Source organism: Marinomonas vaga (assembly GCF_055388305.1).
Genome location: NZ_AP043903.1, coordinates 510,029 through 528,083 on the forward strand (window position 1 = coordinate 510,029; position 18,055 = coordinate 528,083).

Annotated in this window: 17 protein-coding genes and 1 pseudogene; 10 read left to right on the plus strand and 8 right to left on the minus strand. The window is 47.4% G+C overall.

Annotated features, from left to right (window positions below):
* Window positions 1–67: 67 nt before the first annotated feature.
* On the plus strand, window positions 68–391 hold the full coding sequence (gene fdxA, locus ACZ5DR_RS02310) for a ferredoxin FdxA (RefSeq protein ID WP_377364105.1): 324 nt from the start codon (window positions 68–70) through the stop codon (window positions 389–391).
* Window positions 392–863: 472 nt separating this feature from the next.
* Here fdxA and ACZ5DR_RS02315 read toward each other — a convergent pair whose 3' ends face one another.
* Window positions 864–2,066 carry an EAL and HDOD domain-containing protein gene (locus ACZ5DR_RS02315; protein WP_377364107.1) on the minus strand — a complete coding sequence of 401 codons (1,203 nt, stop codon included), beginning with the start codon at window positions 2,064–2,066 and terminating at the stop codon, window positions 864–866.
* Between the two features lie 157 nt (window positions 2,067–2,223).
* Between ACZ5DR_RS02315 and ilvD the strand changes: the two genes are divergently transcribed.
* The 3 genes from ilvD (at window position 2,224) to ACZ5DR_RS02330 (ending at window position 6,246) form a co-directional block, all read left to right on the plus strand.
* Window positions 2,224–4,068 (plus strand): dihydroxy-acid dehydratase, encoded by a 1,845-nt coding sequence (gene ilvD, locus ACZ5DR_RS02320; protein WP_377364109.1) that lies wholly within the window; start codon window positions 2,224–2,226, stop codon window positions 4,066–4,068.
* Window positions 4,069–4,137: 69 nt separating this feature from the next.
* Complete coding sequence (locus ACZ5DR_RS02325; protein WP_377364111.1) at window positions 4,138–4,980, plus strand: 23S rRNA (adenine(2030)-N(6))-methyltransferase RlmJ; 843 nt, start codon at window positions 4,138–4,140, stop codon at window positions 4,978–4,980.
* Window positions 4,981–5,022: 42 nt separating this feature from the next.
* Window positions 5,023–6,246 carry a sensor domain-containing diguanylate cyclase gene (locus tag ACZ5DR_RS02330; RefSeq protein ID WP_377364113.1) on the plus strand — a complete coding sequence of 408 codons (1,224 nt, stop codon included), beginning with the start codon at window positions 5,023–5,025 and terminating at the stop codon, window positions 6,244–6,246.
* A 72-nt stretch (window positions 6,247–6,318) separates the two neighbouring features.
* On the opposite strand, the gene ACZ5DR_RS02335 is transcribed toward ACZ5DR_RS02330, so the two are convergent.
* Entirely contained in the window at window positions 6,319–6,738 is a 420-nt protein-coding gene (locus ACZ5DR_RS02335) for a secondary thiamine-phosphate synthase enzyme YjbQ (protein WP_377364115.1), read from the minus strand.
* A gap of 3 nt (window positions 6,739–6,741) precedes the next feature.
* Window positions 6,742–7,242: a type 3 dihydrofolate reductase gene (folA, locus tag ACZ5DR_RS02340; protein WP_377364116.1), complete on the minus strand. Its 501-nt coding sequence runs from the start codon at window positions 7,240–7,242 to the stop codon at window positions 6,742–6,744.
* A gap of 74 nt (window positions 7,243–7,316) precedes the next feature.
* Between folA and ACZ5DR_RS02345 the strand changes: the two genes are divergently transcribed.
* On the plus strand, window positions 7,317–8,168 hold the full coding sequence (locus ACZ5DR_RS02345; protein WP_377364118.1) for a thymidylate synthase: 852 nt from the start codon (window positions 7,317–7,319) through the stop codon (window positions 8,166–8,168).
* A 43-nt stretch (window positions 8,169–8,211) separates the two neighbouring features.
* Here ACZ5DR_RS02345 and lgt read toward each other — a convergent pair whose 3' ends face one another.
* From lgt to ACZ5DR_RS02360, 3 genes and pseudogenes are all read right to left on the minus strand, one after another.
* The gene (lgt, locus tag ACZ5DR_RS02350; protein WP_377364119.1) at window positions 8,212–9,009 is read right to left on the minus strand and encodes a prolipoprotein diacylglyceryl transferase; all 798 of its coding nucleotides are present in this window, start codon (window positions 9,007–9,009) and stop codon (window positions 8,212–8,214) included.
* A 22-nt stretch (window positions 9,010–9,031) separates the two neighbouring features.
* Window positions 9,032–11,320 (minus strand): annotated as a pseudogene (ptsP, locus tag ACZ5DR_RS02355) (phosphoenolpyruvate--protein phosphotransferase).
* Window positions 11,321–11,350: 30 nt separating this feature from the next.
* The gene (locus ACZ5DR_RS02360; protein WP_377364124.1) at window positions 11,351–11,851 is read right to left on the minus strand and encodes an RNA pyrophosphohydrolase; all 501 of its coding nucleotides are present in this window, start codon (window positions 11,849–11,851) and stop codon (window positions 11,351–11,353) included.
* A 134-nt stretch (window positions 11,852–11,985) separates the two neighbouring features.
* Between ACZ5DR_RS02360 and ACZ5DR_RS02365 the strand changes: the two genes are divergently transcribed.
* From ACZ5DR_RS02365 to ACZ5DR_RS02380, 4 genes are all read left to right on the plus strand, one after another.
* A complete protein-coding gene (locus tag ACZ5DR_RS02365; RefSeq protein ID WP_377364126.1) occupies window positions 11,986–12,651 on the plus strand; it encodes a histidinol-phosphatase in 666 nt (221 codons plus the stop codon).
* A 155-nt stretch (window positions 12,652–12,806) separates the two neighbouring features.
* Window positions 12,807–13,214, plus strand: coding sequence for a ketosteroid isomerase-related protein (locus ACZ5DR_RS02370; RefSeq protein ID WP_377364127.1), 408 nt, complete (start codon window positions 12,807–12,809; stop codon window positions 13,212–13,214).
* Window positions 13,214–13,810, plus strand: coding sequence for a GNAT family N-acetyltransferase (locus ACZ5DR_RS02375; protein WP_377364129.1), 597 nt, complete (start codon window positions 13,214–13,216; stop codon window positions 13,808–13,810). Before ACZ5DR_RS02370 ends, ACZ5DR_RS02375 begins: the two co-directional genes overlap by 1 nt.
* Window positions 13,807–14,691: a carbon-nitrogen hydrolase family protein gene (locus ACZ5DR_RS02380; RefSeq protein ID WP_377364131.1), complete on the plus strand. Its 885-nt coding sequence runs from the start codon at window positions 13,807–13,809 to the stop codon at window positions 14,689–14,691. Before ACZ5DR_RS02375 ends, ACZ5DR_RS02380 begins: the two co-directional genes overlap by 4 nt.
* Window positions 14,692–14,749: 58 nt before the next feature.
* Here ACZ5DR_RS02380 and ACZ5DR_RS02385 read toward each other — a convergent pair whose 3' ends face one another.
* Window positions 14,750–15,946, minus strand: a complete 1,197-nt coding sequence (locus tag ACZ5DR_RS02385) for a class I SAM-dependent rRNA methyltransferase (RefSeq protein ID WP_452600435.1) — start codon at window positions 15,944–15,946, stop codon at window positions 14,750–14,752.
* Between the two features lie 112 nt (window positions 15,947–16,058).
* Here ACZ5DR_RS02385 and ACZ5DR_RS02390 point away from each other — a divergent pair, with 112 nt between their 5' ends.
* Window positions 16,059–16,925: an HDOD domain-containing protein gene (locus ACZ5DR_RS02390; RefSeq protein ID WP_377364135.1), complete on the plus strand. Its 867-nt coding sequence runs from the start codon at window positions 16,059–16,061 to the stop codon at window positions 16,923–16,925.
* A 47-nt stretch (window positions 16,926–16,972) separates the two neighbouring features.
* Here the strand turns inward: ACZ5DR_RS02390 and ACZ5DR_RS02395 are convergent, their stop codons facing one another.
* Entirely contained in the window at window positions 16,973–18,049 is a 1,077-nt protein-coding gene (locus ACZ5DR_RS02395; protein WP_377364137.1) for an ABC transporter ATP-binding protein, read from the minus strand.
* Window positions 18,050–18,055: the final 6 nt, after the last annotated feature.

Genomic DNA, 18,055 nt, shown 5'->3' on the forward strand with positions numbered 1-18,055 from the left:
TTGCTGGTAAACAGCCTAACGCTCTAAAATATCCGCAAAATTTTGAACCGTTTCTAGGAGAAGTCGTATGGCTTTCATCGTCACTGATAACTGTATTCGTTGTAAGTACACGGACTGCGTAGAAGTCTGCCCTGTGGACTGTTTTTATGAAGGCCCAAACTTTCTAGCCATTAACCCTGATGAATGTATCGACTGTGCATTATGCGAGCCTGAATGCCCTGCTGGCGCAATCTTCTCTGAAGACGAGTTGCCAGATGGTCAAGATATCTTTGTTGAGCTAAACCAAGAATTAGCATTAATTTGGCCAAACATCACTGAGAAAAAAGATGCGTTGCCAGATGCTACAGAGTGGGATGGTGTGGAAGATAAGCTTGAGCACCTAGAGCGCTAACACAGCGACTCCAGACGAAAAAAAGGGCAGCCTAGTGGCTGCCCATTTTTTTGCTCTTCGTCCTGAAAAGCGCTCATCCGATGAGTAAAACATTCTGTTTAACTATCCGTGAGATCCAACCGTTCATGTTCGCATGATTTCGCTCCATGAAATCATTCACATCCTGTGATCTAGATCCATCTAAAAAGCTGTCCTAGCTTTCATTCATGTTTACAGAGATCCTACTCTGTTGCGCATCATGCGCCCCTCGATCCATGAGTTCCGTTTGGATAAGTACACTTTAACCGATCAGCGCCAAGAATCAACTCACAAAAAAACAACCAAAAAACAAAAAAGTCATTTAAAATCAGACAATTAGATTTTATGAAGCCGTAATTTCCAAAACTTCCCGCAACACACTGAATTCCCTTACGAGCAACGTCGGAAAATTCATACAAGCAATTAGATATCTCCTGACACCTTACCCTGATCTCTATAAAGAAGAGCGAAATCCTTCTACCCATTTAACCGCTTCAGTATAGGTTTCCGCCAATAGAGTGACATCCTCAGGAGCTTTAATGGGACGCTGTTTTTCATACGCTTCGATCAAGTCCAAGGTATAGCCCACACGCCCTGAGCGCTCAACAATGGCACTGGTAAACTCTAACGGTAAAGGTAGCTCAGACAAGATGGTATCCAGATCAATGCCCACACACACATCTATCAGGGACAACATGCCCGCGAGAAAATAACGATCTTCGTTGGCGTACTGGCGCTTTTTAGCAAACAATTCAGCATGCTTAGCACGGAGTAATACTTGAGATTGCAAAGCTTCCCGGTCAGCCGTCATTTCTGACATCAGCAATAAATTAGTAATGGCTTTAAGTTGATCAATACCGATTAGCATGATGGCTAAACGAAGGGAATCTACGGAGGCCATCAAGCCCGTCATAGGAGAGTTAAGATACTTGAGCAACTTGTGAACCAAGCCTATGTCTTGACTGACAATGCTTTCAAGCTCGGAAATGGATAAGTCGCTGGCTTTCATCATAGCGGCCATCAACTGCAACAGAGTCATTTGATTGACGCGGGAAGCTTTACGAGAAATCGATTCAGGCTTTTCGAAGAAATAGCCTTGGTAATAATCTACCTCGAGCAACTTAGCGAAATGATAATCTTCCCAAGTTTCGACCTTTTCGGCGATCAACTTAACTTTGAAGGGTTTAAGCATCTCAACCTGTTTATGAAAGGCTTCTTTACCTAAGGCCTTCATATCCAGTTTGACGTAATCCGCAATCTCAACAAAAGGCGACAACTTAGGCTCAAACACAAAATCATCTAAAGCCAACTTGAAACCAGCCCCGTGCCAACGACGCAGTGACGCCAACAGCACAGCATCAAAGCCCGCTGTTTCCAGCACCTCTATTACCGTATGCTCTTTGGGAAGCGGCACACCGCTTGGGTTAATCAAATAACCCCGAGGAAAATTTACAAACGCCTTACCTGAACCAACGAGATTGTGTAACCCCAAATCCAGCAAACTGGTTGTAATAACTTGAGCTGTCGCACCCACTTGATCGTAAACATCAGCATCCATTGCCTGGGCATCGCGACGATACAGCAACTCATATGCAATCGTTGACAGTTTATTATCGACAATTGGCTGACGAGCTATCGCTACGTTTTGGTAGTTCATACGTGCTAGAACCTTTGACGTCATACTTAGTTAGGCAACGAGCTCTGACAATTGCACTCTATATGCTCACTGTATTGCCAAATTTGTCTTTGGGCGAATGCAATAAACTTGGTAACATGACCGGATAAATAAAGCAAAATAAATTGTGGGGATACCAATGCCAGAATATCGCTCGAAAACCTCTACCGCCGGCCGCAATATGGCAGGCGCTCGTGCCCTTTGGCGCGCAACGGGCATGAAGGATGAAGACTTTCACAAACCTATTATCGCCGTAGCTAACTCATTCACTCAGTTCGTTCCAGGTCACGTACATCTAAAAGACCTTGGACAATTGGTCGCCCGTGAAATTGAAAACGCTGGCGGTGTGGCTAAAGAATTCAACACCATTGCGGTGGATGACGGTATCGCAATGGGCCATGACGGGATGCTTTACAGCTTGCCGTCCCGTGACCTTATTGCTGATTCTGTCGAGTACATGGTCAATGCACACTGTGCCGATGCACTGGTATGTATTTCTAACTGTGACAAGATCACACCTGGGATGCTAATGGCCGCTATGCGCCTTAACATTCCTGTTATCTTCGTCTCTGGCGGACCAATGGAAGCAGGCAAAACCAAGCTTTCTGAGCACAAGCTTGATCTAGTGGATGCTATGGTTATTGCCGCAGACGACAGTGTTTCCGACGAAGTTGTTGCCGAAATCGAGCGTTCTGCTTGTCCTACCTGTGGTTCTTGTTCCGGTATGTTCACTGCGAACTCGATGAACTGTTTAACAGAAGCACTAGGGTTAAGTCTTCCAGGTAACGGTACCGTCGTCGCCACCCACGCAGATCGTGAGCGCTTGTTCCTCGAAGCAGGTCAGCGCATCGTTCAGATCGCTAAGAATTACTACGAAAAAGACGAAGCTAAGTGGTTGCCACGCTCCATCGCAACATTCGAAGCCTTTGAAAATGCTATGACATTGGACATCGCCATGGGCGGTTCCACCAACACCATTCTTCACCTATTGGCAATTGCACGTGAAGCAGGTGTTGATTTCACCATGCAAGATATTGATCGCCTATCTCGTAAAGTGCCTCAGCTATGTAAAGTGGCTCCTAACACCCAGAAATACCATATTGAAGACGTTCACCGTGCTGGGGGTATTTTTGGTCTATTAGGCGAACTCAATCGCGCAGGTATCTTACATAACCACGTACATACGGTTCACTCAGACACCATGCTAGATGGCCTTAAGAAGTGGGACATCATGGAATCACCGTCTCCTGAAGTTGTAGAATTCTACAAAGCAGGCCCTGGTGGCATTCCAACACAAGTCGCCTTTAGCCAAGACTGCCGCTGGCCAACTCTAGACGGAGACCGCGCAAATGGCTGTATTCGTTCTCTTGAAAATGCCTTCTCTTTAGAAGGTGGTCTGGCGGTTCTATACGGTAACATTGCCCTAGACGGTTGTGTGGTGAAGAGTGCCGGTGTAGACGAATCAATCCTTGTATTCGAAGGTCGTGCCCACGTAACAGAATCTCAAGACGAAGCCGTCAGCAACATCTTGGCTGATAAAGTGGAAGCTGGCGACATCGTTATCGTTCGCTACGAAGGACCTAAAGGCGGTCCTGGCATGCAGGAAATGCTGTACCCAACCTCTTACATCAAGTCGAAAGGTCTAGGCAAAGCCTGTGCCCTACTGACGGATGGTCGTTTCTCTGGTGGTACTTCTGGCCTATCGATCGGTCACGTTTCACCTGAAGCCGCAGCCGGCGGCGCAATTGGCCTAGTGGAAAATGGCGATCGCATCTTAATCGACATTCCAAATCGCTCCATCAACGTCATGATCTCTGATGAAGAATTGGCAGAACGTCGTGCAGCAATGGAAGCCAAAGGCACTGCAGCATGGAAACCTGTCGAAGAGCGCCCACGTAAAGTGTCAACAGCGTTGAAAGTTTACGCCCACTTTGCCACCAGTGCCGATAAAGGTGCCGTGCGCGACTTGGATCAACTTGACTGATCAACGCTTACAAAGCTCAAGCCGCGCCTCCTATGAGGGGCGGCTTTTTTAATTTTTAGGATCATCACTATGCTTAGCTATCGCCACATATACCATGCGGGCAATCACGCGGATATTTTGAAGCACTTAGTTGCCAGCCAAATATGCCGCCACCTAACCAAAAAAGAAGCCCCTTTCTTTTATTTGGATACCCATGCAGGTATTGGGCTGTACGAGCTTGAATCAGACCAAGCACAACTCAACCAAGAATTCGCCACGGGCATCAGTCGATTGCTTGAAAAAGAAGACCTACCTGAGCCCTTAGAAGCCTTTGTAGAGATCGTCCGAGAGCTCAACCCTGACGGTCAATTACAATTTTATCCCGGCAGCCCAATGGTGGTAGATCACTATTTGCGGATGAAGGATAAAATGCATCTATGTGAGTTGCACCCCAACGACTTTCCATTACTTGCTGCACTTTTCCCCAAAAAAAGAGTCGCAAATGTGGTAAAAGATGATGGATTCCTTGCGGTAAAATCCATGCTGCCACCCCCTCAAAAGCGAGGTTTTGTGCTGATGGATCCGCCTTATGAAGTGAAAAACGACTATCAAAAAGTCGTTAAAGCACTCGAAGAAGGCCATAAACGTTTTGCCCAAGGGACCTACGCCATCTGGTATCCTGTACTCAATCGCCGTCAGGCTGACAGCTTGCTTGATGCCGTTGAAGCGACCAAAATTAAGAATACCCTGCTACTAGAATTGAATATTCGTGGCACGGAAACAAAACGCGGCATGGCTGGCAGTGGCATGATAGTTGTTAACCCACCATGGACGCTGGAAAGCGAAGCAAAGACCTTCCTACCGTATCTAGTGGATACCTTAGCAGAAGACTCTGACGCACATTTCCAACTGCGATGGATCACCCCAGAGTAAACTTATTATTAGGCGTCACATTGATTGACAGAGGAGTCTCAAATGACCATTCCATTTCACACTGCTTTTCTTCGCATGCCAACACCAGCCTTTGTGGCCGATATTGAAAGCGGCGAGATCAAAGCAGCGAACGGAAGCTTGGAAAACCTCTACCTCAATGTGGGCGCCACGCGCCCAGAAAGCTGGGCAGAGTTTATCCACGACCACCAAACATCTTTGAGTCAAACGGTTGCCCTGATTAAACAAGGCACCATTGAACGGGTTACTGCACCTTTACAAGTTGGTGATCGCTTACTTGCCGCAGAAATCAGCCTCAGTCTGCTCGATGAGACAAATGTACTCGGATACATCTCCCACACGGACCATCTTGATTTTTCCGTAGCAGAAAACACCTTACTCAAATTTGCCTTGACCGAATCCTCTGCAGGCCTGTGGATGTGGGAGGTCGAAGGGGACACTATTTCCTGCTCTCAATCCATTGCCTCTTTACTAGGCTGTCCTCTAGAAGACACGCCACACAACACCGTTGACTGGCACAGTCGTATTCACAAAGATGATGCAGCCAAGCTCATTCAAACGGTAAAAGAGCACATTGAACACCGGCAAAAATACTACGAAGCAGAATACCGTATTCGTCGCGCCAACGATGAGTACATCTGGGTCCGCGAACGTGGCCGTACCTACAGCCAAAGCAATGCGGGCGAGGTGAAGAAGATCATAGGTTTTGTAGAAGACATCAGTCACCAAAAAGCCCTCGAAGAACACCTACGCTCACAGGCCACCTTTGATGAATTAACAGGATTGTTAAATAAGGGCGCTGCACTGACCCATTTCACTAAGCAATTGGGGCTTGCCCGTCGCCAGTACACACCGCTTACCATGGCAAAAATCGACCTTGATGCCCGAGGCTTACTGGCAGACATGCCCCTAGATCAGCGCAATACCGCTATTCACACCACAGCGCGCTTCATCTACAAGAAAATCCGTGAAGCGGACATCTTAGCTCGTGTAGCCCATGACAAGCTCTTGCTTCTATTGCCCAACACCAGCCTTAAAGACGCCGAAAAACTGATGAAAACCTTCCTAACCCCCAAGGAAGACGAGCGTAAAGTACTGGAGTTTTCCGACGCCAGCCACTTAAACCTCTGTGTTGGCTTAGCCACTTTCCCAGAAGATGGGGAGAACATTGAAGAATTGGCTCAAAGCGCCAACGCAGCCGTCGAGAAAGCACGTACATCCGGCCTGACCTTGTCTATTGCCGAATAAATTGCCACAGACAAAAGCCTCTATCGAATAAATAAAAAGGAGCCCTTGGGCTCCTTTTTATTTATATGAAATCTACTCCCCTTGGAGCGTCAACACTAATGTCCTAGAGCCACCGTGGTTGCGGTGTTCACATAAATAGATACCCTGCCAAATCCCTAGGTTTAAATCGCCACGGGTGACAGGAATATTTAAGCTTGCCCCTAAAATACTACTTTTTAGATGGGCAGGCATGTCATCACTGCCCTCGTAAACGTGCTGGTAATAAGGCTCGTTTTCTGGGACCGCGTGATTAAAGAAACTCTCAAAATCCACACGCACCGTAGGATCCGCGTTTTCATTAATGGTCAAAGAGGCAGATGAGTGCTTAATAAACACATTCAGCAGACCCACCTCTAAGCGAGTCATTTCGGGAATCTGACGTAAGATTTCATCGGTCACCAGATGAAAACCTCGCTTGCGCGGGGATAGAGTAATCTCTCTTTGTAACCACATAGCTTAGCCTTTCTGATAGACGCTAAAACGGTAATCGTAAGGGTTATGACCTTCAGCAGCGAAAGTTTCTTCACCAATTTTTTCGTAGTTTGCCCAGTTCACTTCTGGGAAAAACGCATCGCCATTAATCTCTGCATCCACATGAGTAATGTATAAACGATCTGCTCGCTCTAACGCCAAAGAATAGATCTGGGCACCACCAATGATCATTACCTCTTCTTGCCCATCTACTAGGCAAATGTCTTCACCAAGCTGGATCGCAGCATCCAAAGAGCTGACCACATCGACCCCATCTGGCTGATAGTCTGGATTGCGACTGATCACAATATTGCGACGACCAGGCAACGGCTTACCGATGGACTCAAACGTGTTACGCCCCATGATAATTGGCTTGCCCATGGTCGCTTGCTTAAAGTACTTCAGATCATTTGGCAGATGCCAAGGTAGGGAATTATTCACACCGATGACCCGGTTAGACGACATAGCAACAATTAAAGACAGCATTTTCACTCCGATACACACAAGGGGCAATTTGATATACTCTGCGCCAATATTATACCGACCATGGACTCAATTGCATGAAACAATATCTAGATCTTTGTCGTCGCATTATTGACGAGGGCGAATGGGTAGCAAACGAACGCACTGGCAAGCGCTGTTTAACAGTGATCAATGCTGACCTGACCTATGATGTAAGTGCTGGGGAATTTCCTTTGGTCACCACCCGTAAAAGCTACTGGAAGTCTGCCATTGCTGAGATCATCGGCTACTTACGTGGCTACGATAACGCAGCAGATTTTCGCGCCTTGGGCACTAAAACATGGGACGCCAACGCCAATGAAAACCAAGTATGGCTCAACAACCCCTACCGCAAAGGGGAAGATGACATGGGCTTATGCTACGGCGCTATTGGACGTAACTTCCCGAAACCTGATGGGGGCTCCGTTGATCAGCTACAACAGATTGTTGACGACTTAACCCGTGGCGTTGATAACCGTGGAGAGATTTTTACCTTCTATCACCCTGGGGCACTGCATATGGCCTGCCTACGCCCTTGCATGTACAGCCATCATTTTTCCCTATTGGGTGATACTCTCTATTTAAACAGCACCCAGCGCAGCTGTGACGTCCCTCTAGGCCTGAATTTCAACATGGTTCAAGTGTACTTCCTACTTGCCATCATGGCGCAGATTACTGGCAAGAAACCAGGCAAGGCTTATCATAAAATCGTCAACGCTCACATTTACGAAGATCAACTAGAGCTGATGCGCGATGTACAACTCAAACGCGAGCCATTGGCCGCACCGCGCTTTAAGATCAACCCAGATATTAAGACGTTAAAAGACTTAGAAACTTGGGTGACTTTGGACGATTTTGACGTGGAAGGATATGAGTTCCACGAGCCAATCGCGTACCCATTTTCGGTTTAAGACAGTGTCAGACACCTAGCCAAGGCTAGGTGTCTTCTTCAGGTTATTTTTGAGGAAACACCTGACGTTTGTAACCAACCCAAATCATCCCCGCACCCAATAAAACCATAGGCACAGATAACAGCTGCCCTTGAGTCAACCAACCAAATGCTAAGTAGCCGATTTGTGGATCTGGCTCCCGTACAAACTCCACCAAGATACGGAAAAGACCGTAGCAAAGTAGGAATAGCCCCGAAATACAATAACGCGGCTTAGGCTTGCGAGAGAAGAACCAAAGGATGGCAAAGAGGGCAACCCCTTCTAACGCAAACTGGTACAGTTGAGAAGGATGACGCGCCAACTGCATCGGATCGGTTGGGAAGATCATCGCCCAAGAGACATCTGTAGGCTTACCCCATAACTCACCACCAATGAAGTTACCCAAACGTCCAAGGCCCAAACCTATCGGCACAAAAGGGGCGCCAAAGTCAGTGATGTCGATAATATGTTTTTGGGTTTTACGGGCGAACCACCACATGGCGATTATGACGCCCAGCAATCCACCGTGGAAGGACATGCCCCCTTCCCAGATTCTAAACAATACCAGTGGATTATCAATAAAAGACGGGAACTGATAAAACAGAATATAGCCAACACGGCCGCCTAATATAACGCCTACGGCACCAAAAAAAATCATGTCACTGACTTGTTCTGGTGTCCACAGACCATTGGAACGCTTGGCGCGATACACACCTAAGAAGTAAGCCGATAAAAAACCGATTAAATACATTAAGCCATACCAATGGATGGCTAGAGGACCCACCGAAATAGCGATTGGGTCGATGTCTGGATAGGAAATCATAGAAGGCCTTAGTGAGGTCTGATTACTGTAGGGCTGCCGTTTTAGAAGGGCGAATTAGGCGTTCGACACCCGCCTCTCGAACAAGTTTCATCAAGGTTTGCTTCACTGCGTCCGCGTGGGCAAGAGACATCACTTGAGCGAGCATATCTTCTGCTTGTTCCATAGTCAGCTTGCGCAATACGGCTTTCACTTTAGGTAAGCTGGTGGAGCTCATCGACAAGGTGTCGTAACCCATGGCCATAATTAGAATCGCTCCCAATGGATCGCCGGCCATCTCGCCACAAACGCTTAATTTAATTCCTTCGCCCTTGGTCTGCTCGACGATATCATTCAAGGCACGCAATACCGCTGGATGGAAGGTATGATACAAACCAGCCACCCGTGAGTTGTTACGGTCCACCGCAAGCAAGTATTGGGTTAAGTCATTACTGCCCACAGACATAAAGTCCACCATGCCAGCCAGTTCTTTGACTTGGTACACAGCAGCTGGCACCTCAATCATCACCCCAACTTTAGGCATGATGACATCGTAACCTTCCTCTTTGACTTCCGCGTATGCGCGACGAATCAGCGACTGGGCTTCTTCTACTTCTGCGACGTTGGATATCATGGGCAACATGATCTTCAAATTATGAAGACCTGCACTGGCTTTGATCATGGCACGTATTTGCGCCATAAAAATTTCCAAATGATCTAGGGTCACTCGAATCCCGCGCCAACCCAAGAAGGGGTTTTCTTCTTTAATGGGGAAATAAGGCAGGGCTTTATCGCCTCCCACATCCAGGGTACGAATCGTCACTGGCGCAGGGGCAAAACCTTGAAGCTGCTGGCGGTAAATCTGCTCTTGTTCCGCTTCTGTTGGGAAACGGTCACGAATCATGAAAGGCACTTCGGTACGGTACAAGCCCACACCTTCAGCACCACGATCCAGGGAACGGTTAATGTCTGCCAACAATCCGGTGTTCACGTACAAACCTATGCGCTGGCCATCTAGGGTTTCGCAAGGTAGGTCTTTTAGCTGTTCATACTCGCTTTCTAACAAGCGTTCTTCGTCAACGATCTGCTGATAGCTGTCAATAATGGCGTCGGAAGGGTAGGTAAAAATCTGACCAGAATAGCCATCAACGATCATGTCGACTTTATCGAGTTTACTGTAGGGCAGATCCACCGCCCCCATGACAGTAGGAATGCCCATGGCTCGTGCAAGGATAGCGACGTGGGAGCTACTGGAGCCCATCACGGACACCAGACCTTTTACCTTGTCGAGGGGGAATTCCCCTAACATGGAGGCCGTCAGCTCTTCCCCTACGATGATAACTGGCTCAGTAAGCTCTTCTGTAACACTAGGGGTTTTCTCTTGCAAATGGGACAAAATACGACGCCCAAGGTCACGAATATCAGTCGCTCTCTCACGTAAGTACGGGTCTTCCATTTACTCAAAGAAGGAAATGTGTAACTTGATAACTTGGCGCAGTGCACCCGGTGCCCAGTTACCCTCTTCAATCTTACTGACAATTTCTGCCGCCAAGGAGTTGTCGTCTAAGATTTTCAAATACACATCAAACAGCGCCTTTTCGTCACTGCTGATATGCTGACTTAGACGACTGCTGACTTTGCGAATGTCGCCACGAACGGCTTCTAGAGCTTGGTAAAAATCTTCAACTTCCTGTTCGACGCTTTGTGGAACGCGATCTGGAATGACGTCCAAATCCGCAGGAGGAAAGATCACCGCAGCTTTACCAATCGCCACACCAGAACTGCCCGCAATCCCTTTGTAACGGAAGTCTGCTCCCACCGGCGGTGAATTTGGTGTCAAAGACATCATCGCACCGGTCGCTTCCGCGTGAGCAATAACACCTGCTAATTGGGCTGAAAGGGTAATTAGAAAAGCTTCTTCACCTTCATCAAAGCGGCGACGTTCTTCGTGTTGAACAACCAATACGCCTAACACTTGACGATGATGGATGATAGGCACACCCAAGAAGGAACGATAACGTTCCTCACCCGTACCACTTAGGTAGTGGAACGCAGGGTGAACATGGGCGTCTTCAAGATTAACTGGCTCGGCACGACGGCCCACCAAACTTACGAGGCCTTCATCAGCCTTAAGACTCAGCTTACCCGCTGCATCCGCATTCAGACCGCGGGTCGCCATTAAAATGTAATCTTGAGAGTTGGGATCGACTAAGTAAATTGAGCACACTTCCGAACGCATGGCGCGGCGCACACGGCGTACGATAATATCCAACGCCGCCTGCAACGACTGGGCGGCCGTTACTTCTTGAGTGATACGTCTCAATAAACTTAACATAAATCCTCTACTCTCAATGTAGGGTCAAGCTTATGCTGGCTTTTTCCTACGACTTAGCCACCTATGCGCATTGGGGATTAGCTCCTTAAGTGCGCGACGATAGACATCCTTTTTAAACGAGACAACCTGCCCTAACGGATACCAATAGCTTACCCAGCGCCAACCATCGAACTCTGGGCAATCCGAACTGTCTACACAGACACAGGCGTCTGCGCAGCGAATGGAAAGCAAAAACCATTTCTGTTTCTGTCCGATACACAGGGGTTTGCTATTATGGCGCAACATACGTTTTGGCAATCGGTAACGTAACCATCCGCGAGTTCTTCCGACAATTTCTACTTGATGGGGTTCAAGCCCCACCTCTTCTTTCAATTCTCGGTATAACGCTTGCTCTGGAGTTTCATCCGATTTGATACCACCTTGGGGGAACTGCCATGCGTTTTGACCCACTCGTCTCGCCCAAAGTAGCTGGCCTCGCTCGTTCATCAAAATGATGCCTACATTCGGTCTATATCCGTCTGCATCAATCACGAGACTCACCTTATAACTAAAATCTAATACACATCATTGTTCCACAATTCGGTCATTCACACAATTAATCGGGCTGTTATTTGTGACCTGCATCGCTATACTGACGCTCTCAATTTATGATGATAGGTGACATTGTGACTCTGGCAATTTTTGATTTGGACGGCACCCTGTTAAGCGGTGATAGTGACTACAACTGGGGACAGTTTTTAGTTGAAAAAGGCTTAGTGGACGTGGCGGTTTATAAAGAAGCCAATGATCGCTTTTTTGAACAATATCAAGCTGGCACGCTAGACATTCATGAGTACCTCGCTTTCAGTCTTAAACCACTGACTCAGTTTAGCAAAGCAGAGCGTGAAACCTTGCATGAGGAGTTTATGGACACCAAAGTACGCCCTATGATGCAAGCTGAGGCCACCAAGCTCCTAAAATTCCATAAGGATCAAGGTCATTTCCTATTACTCATCACGGCCACTAACGAATTTGTCACGGGGCCGATCTCAGCAGAATTAGGAATGGATCACATTATTGCACCGGTTCCAGAAGTCATTGATGATGTCTACACAGGGAATATCGTCGGTGTCCCCAGTTTCCAAGGAGGCAAGGTCACTCGCCTTAATCAATGGCTAGAGGAAACTGGGCATTCTATGGAAGGCAGCTATTTCTATAGCGATTCCAGAAATGATCTTCCTTTGCTGGAGCTAGTCGATCACCCTGTGGCCGTGGATGCCGACCCAACATTAACCGATATCGCTAAAGAGCGTGGCTGGCCTCATATTTCATTACGAGATAACCAAGCCTAAAACTTCTTCTAAACGCAGCTTCGGCTGCGTTTTTTTATTTCCCATTGCGACATTTTCCATGCATGTTTTTGCCAACTCTACTTTTCCCCATTTCCCAGAACTGAGCTTTTGATATGATCCAAGCTTTCTCTTTTTAGAAACAAGGAATCCGCGCCATGAGCCAAGCGACTGTTCAACTCTTGCAAAATTACTACGATGCTTTCAACGCACAAGACATGGACACTTTTTTGTCATTGTTAACAGAGGATGTGATCCACGATATCAACCAAGGTGATCGCGAAGTGGGGAAGGAAACTTTTAAACATTTCATGGATCGAATGAATCGCAACTACAAAGAGACGATTACTGACATTGTCATCATGTCGAACCCAGAAGGGAATCGTGCAGCCGTTGAGTTCACTGTACTAGGGGAATATTTGGCCACAGACGAAGGTTTACCAGAAGCCAACGGCCAAACTTACCGCCTTCCAGCAGGGGCATTTTTTGATATCAAGGACAATAAAGTGGCTCGGGTTACCAACTACTACAATCTAGAAGATTGGATCGCTCAAGTGTCTAAGTAATGACTATGTTAACTTTTAAACGTTTTAGCGGTTTGGAGCTGATTCAATACCTTGATGAATTAGCGCATTTGCGCATGACTGTCTTTCGCGACTTCCCTTACCTATATGAGGGAGATCTTGCCTACGAAGCCAACTATTTGAAAACCTATATTGAAGCCCCTAACAGCGTGATCGTACTGGCGTTTGATGGTGACAAAATAGTCGGGGCTTCCACAGGCGTCCCCCTTAAAGAGGAAGTTGAAGAGGTACAGCGCCCGTTTCTCGAAGCCGGTCATGACATAGACAGTATCTTTTATTGTGGTGAATCCGTGCTATTGGCCACCTACCGGGGCAAAGGGGCAGGCGTTGCGTTCTTTGAACACAGGGAAGCCCATGCAAAAGCCATCAAAGGCATGGAACACGCCTGTTTTTGTGGGGTGCAAAGGCCTGACGATCACCCTGCCAAGCCAAAAGATTACCACCCCCTCGATGATTTCTGGCGCAATCGCGGCTATCAGAAGCACCCTGAGCTCAGCACATACTTTAGTTGGAAAGATATTGGTCAGGCAACGGAAACTGAAAAACCTATGATGTTTTGGATGAAATCATTGATATGAGTGTATTTAAAATTGCGACAGCACAATACGACATTGGCTTTTTTGACACTTGGCAGGATGCAAAAGCTAAGCTCACCCACTGGGTAGACGCTGCGGCAAAAGAGAACGCCGAACTGTTGGTGTTCCCCGAATACGGCAGCATGGAATTAGCCTCTTTATTTGGTCAGGATGTATACAGCGACCTACACAAACAAATCGAAGCAATGCAGTCCTTATTGCCAGATTGGTATGCACTGCACATTGATCTGGCGAAGCAATTTAATGTGATCATCCTGGCAAGCTCCTTCCCTACGCAAATCGGGGAAGGTCAGTTTGTGAATCGTGCATCCCTGTTTGGGCCAGAAGGCTTTATTGGCTTCCAAGACAAACTCATGATGACGCGTTTTGAAAACGAACAATGGCACATCTCCGCTGGGGAGCAGATTCAAGTGTTCGATACGCACTTGGGGCGCATCGGCATCCATATCTGTTACGACTCAGAGTTTCCAATGATCGCCCACCAGCAGGTGGCCGCTGGCGCTGACTTATTATTAGTGCCAAGTTGCACCGATACCGAAGCAGGCTTCCACCGAGTACGCATTGGCTGCCAAGCGAGAGCTTTGGAAAACCAATGCTATGTGGTGCAATCCCCTACCGTCGGCCTAGCCCCTTGGTCTGAGGCGGTGGATATCAATACAGGACGGGGCAGCGTCTATACACCAGTGGATTATGGTTTTCCTGACAATGGCATCTTGGCTGAAGGTAATCCAGACCACTTTGGTTGGGTTTATGCCACGGTGGATTTAAGTCAAATCTCTAGAATTCGTTCCCAAGGACAAGTTTTTAACTATCGAGACTGGCGTAAGCAATTCATTCCTAAAGGCCCATCCCAAGCCTCTTAATGGTTATGCGACCTACATAAAAAACGCAGCCAAGGCTGCGTTTTTTATGAATTGTGGGTTATAGCCCCATATTGTTATGCACCCGATAAAACAGAGCTTTAAGATACTCCGTCTCTGGGATGGCAGGGTGCACGGGATGATCTGGTGCTTGAGTACCGCGATAGATCAACTGAGAAAAGCGCTCTAATTGACGGCTATTGCTGCGCACAATGTCATGCAAACGGCTGGTTTCCAGGTGCATTGAGCAAGACCCTGACACCAAAATACCGCCCTTCGCGACCAGACGCATGGCTAGCTGGTTGGCACGGTGATAAGCCCCTTCACCTGCTTTAATGTCTTTGCGTCGAGCAATGAAGGCTGGCGGATCCATAACGACCACATCAAAGCGCTGCTTTTCTTCGATCAAGGACTGCATGGCTTCAAAAGCATCCCCATGCATTAAACTCGCTTCACCTTCGTATTGGTTTAGCGCCAAGTTGGCATCCACGTGCTCTAGGGCAGCGTCAGAAGCATCAATAAAAGTCACGTCTGTGGCACCTGCGGCAGCAGCCTGAACACCCCATCCACCCACGTAAGAAAACACGTCCAATACACGTTTACCAGAACAAAAGCCCTGCATGGTTTTACGGTTTTCACGGTGGTCATAGAACCAGCCAGTTTTCTGTCCATCCCACACAGGGGCCTGGAACAACACATCATTCTCTTTTAGATAGACCACTTCAGGCACATGGCCGAACACCTCTTCAACATAAGTGTCCAAACCTTCGATGTTTCGCATCTTGCCATCATTCTTCATCAGAATAGCGCTTGGCTTGACCACTTCCTGTAAAGCTTCGATGACTTCCTCTTTAATACGCTCGATACCTGCGGTGGAGATTTGCACCACAAGAATGTCTGCAAAGCGATCGACCACTAAGCCAGATAAGCCATCTGAATCGCCAAACACCAAGCGGTAGTAGGGTTCTGGATAGCTCATCTCACGTAGAGACAGGGCGATTTTCAAGCGGTGAATCAGGGTTGATTTGTTTAATACGGTATCCGTACTACGACTAATCAAACGCCCACAAATCAGCGTATTAGGATTGATTGTTGCAATCCCTAACGGCTTCCCTTGAGCGGTTTCCACCACTACCTGATCACCAGGATTGAACTGCTTCAAAGGGGTAGCATCCGTGTTCACTTCGTTGCTGTATATCCACTGATGGCCCGCACGAATACGTCTGTCCGCCTGCCCTTTTAACCTAATTACACTCAAAGTACTCACCAAGATTACAAAAAAAACGCTATTATAGAAGATCGTATCTGTTTTGCTACGCTAGCTATAATTTTTAAACAAAATTCACCAATCAAAATATTTCGAGGGCAGGATGTCGACAGGGTTAACTGATGATCAAGTGAAGCGTGTACTTCAAGGAATAGCCATCCCTCCTCAACCTCAAGTCATGGTTGATTTGCACATGGAGCAAGTCATGCCTGAACCCGATATGGCGAGAATTGCACAAATCATTTCGCAAGATGTTGGGCTCTCCGCCGCAGTGCTCAAGTTCGTAAACTCCGCTTACTATGGCTTACCTCGCAAGATTTCTTCTATCCAACAGGCGGTCATGATGCTCGGCATCAACTCCATTGCCAATATTGTGAATGGGTTATCCGTTAAAAGTGAGCTGTCTGATGGTGCCATAGAGAGCTTGCACCAGTTCTGGGACAACGCCATGGATGTAGCGGCCGTCTGCTCTAGCATTGCCCAGCAGATCGGCTTTAAATACCAAGACGAGTGTTACGCTCTGGGTCTATTCCACAACGCAGGCATTCCCTTAATGATGTCTCGGTTCTCAGGTTATCGGGAAGTGTTAGAGCAAGGGTATCAGTCACCGACCTTTGAGCTGACAGACCTTGAAAATCAAAACTTTCGAACCAACCACTCTGTGGTCGGCTACTATTTGGCGAAGTCTTGGGCTTTACCCAAATCCAGCTGCTATGTCATTGCCAACCTCCACAGAGCCTCCCATATTTACACCAACCGCCATGCTGGAGACAGCAAGAACCTAACCTTCTTATCCGTACTAAAAATGGCGGAACACATCAGTGGCACCTACCGCCACATAGGTAAAGCCAGTGAGGACTACGAATGGATGGCAATGGGGCATTATGCCCTAGAACATCTAGAGCTCACGGAATATGACTTTGAGGGCATGATTGACGTTTGCCACGAACAAGGGATCGGTAACCTATAACCGATCAATTGCCTAAAAAAGGGCCAAACGGCCCTTTTTTTGTATCGTTATTCGCTAATCGTCGGGAACATAACCAGATGGTCTAGATCCACACTCAAGCCGATCTCTTGACCAATAGAATGGTTATGGTGGGACGAAGCAAAGCAGTAAATCACCTTTCCAGAAGGTAATTTTACACGGTATAAAAAGTAGGATCCTCGGAACCACTTACTGACAATCAAACCTTTGAACTCACTGTCATCATCATGTAGCACATCATCGGGACGGACCAACAAATCCACCTTAGCACCTGTCTCAAAACCATGATGCAACTCACCACGGATATTACCCAAGTCCGAGTGTACGCAATCAGGGCCACATACCACCGCAGGCAAAAAATCCCCTTGACCAATAAACATAGCCACAAAGCGTGATATCGGTTCGTGATAAATCTGATAGGGCGTACCTACTTGCAGAATCTTCCCCGCTTCCATAATGGCCACTTGGTCCGCCATAGCAAAGGCCTCGGCCTGATCATGGGTCACTAAGATTGCACTGACCTTCTCATGGAGCAGAATAGCTCGGATGTCCGGTACTAGCTCTTCGCGAAGCTTTGCATCCAGCCCTGAAAAAGGCTCATCCATTAACAACAGCTTTGGCCTTGGAGCAATCGCACGAGCCAAGGCTACCCGTTGCTGTTGGCCACCGGAAAGTGAGCTAGGGTAGCGGGCACCAAAACCAGCTAACCCAACCAAGCCCAACAAATACTCCACCCGGGCTTTTACATCGCTCTTAGACCAGTCTTTTAGGCCAAAGGCGATATTGTCGTAAATGGTAAGATGGGGAAATAGAGCAATATCCTGAAACACCATGCCAATGCTGCGCTTTTCAGGACTTACCACATGGCTCTTAGAGGACAAGACGTCATTATCTAAGGTAATCTCGCCATCCATTAGAGGTTCAAAACCAGCAATCGCTCGTAACAAAGTAGACTTGCCACAGCCACTTGGGCCGAGTAAACAACCAATCTGACCTTCAACCAAACGGAAGTTCGCATCTTGCACCACAGGGGTATCTTGATAGCCAACACAGATATCAGTCAGCTTTAGTTCTTTCAGCATTTTACTTGGGGGCATTGCAGTCATATTTTA

What these genes read in the sequence shown, in the direction of transcription:
- fdxA (WP_377364105.1), top strand. Translation starts at nt 68, where the DNA reads ATGGCTTTCATCGTCACTGATAACTGTATTCGTTGTAAGTACACGGAC.
- ACZ5DR_RS02315 (WP_377364107.1), bottom strand. Translation starts at nt 2,066, where the DNA reads ATGAACTACCAAAACGTAGCGATAGCTCGTCAGCCAATTGTCGATAAT.
- ilvD (WP_377364109.1), top strand. Translation starts at nt 2,224, where the DNA reads ATGCCAGAATATCGCTCGAAAACCTCTACCGCCGGCCGCAATATGGCA.
- ACZ5DR_RS02325 (WP_377364111.1), top strand. Translation starts at nt 4,138, where the DNA reads ATGCTTAGCTATCGCCACATATACCATGCGGGCAATCACGCGGATATT.
- ACZ5DR_RS02330 (WP_377364113.1), top strand. Translation starts at nt 5,023, where the DNA reads ATGACCATTCCATTTCACACTGCTTTTCTTCGCATGCCAACACCAGCC.
- ACZ5DR_RS02335 (WP_377364115.1), bottom strand. Translation starts at nt 6,738, where the DNA reads ATGTGGTTACAAAGAGAGATTACTCTATCCCCGCGCAAGCGAGGTTTT.
- folA (WP_377364116.1), bottom strand. Translation starts at nt 7,242, where the DNA reads ATGCTGTCTTTAATTGTTGCTATGTCGTCTAACCGGGTCATCGGTGTG.
- ACZ5DR_RS02345 (WP_377364118.1), top strand. Translation starts at nt 7,317, where the DNA reads ATGAAACAATATCTAGATCTTTGTCGTCGCATTATTGACGAGGGCGAA.
- lgt (WP_377364119.1), bottom strand. Translation starts at nt 9,009, where the DNA reads ATGATTTCCTATCCAGACATCGACCCAATCGCTATTTCGGTGGGTCCT.
- ACZ5DR_RS02370 (WP_377364127.1), top strand. Translation starts at nt 12,807, where the DNA reads ATGAGCCAAGCGACTGTTCAACTCTTGCAAAATTACTACGATGCTTTC.
- ACZ5DR_RS02375 (WP_377364129.1), top strand. Translation starts at nt 13,214, where the DNA reads ATGACTATGTTAACTTTTAAACGTTTTAGCGGTTTGGAGCTGATTCAA.
- ACZ5DR_RS02380 (WP_377364131.1), top strand. Translation starts at nt 13,807, where the DNA reads ATGAGTGTATTTAAAATTGCGACAGCACAATACGACATTGGCTTTTTT.
- ACZ5DR_RS02390 (WP_377364135.1), top strand. Translation starts at nt 16,059, where the DNA reads ATGTCGACAGGGTTAACTGATGATCAAGTGAAGCGTGTACTTCAAGGA.
- ACZ5DR_RS02395 (WP_377364137.1), bottom strand. Translation starts at nt 18,049, where the DNA reads ATGACTGCAATGCCCCCAAGTAAAATGCTGAAAGAACTAAAGCTGACT.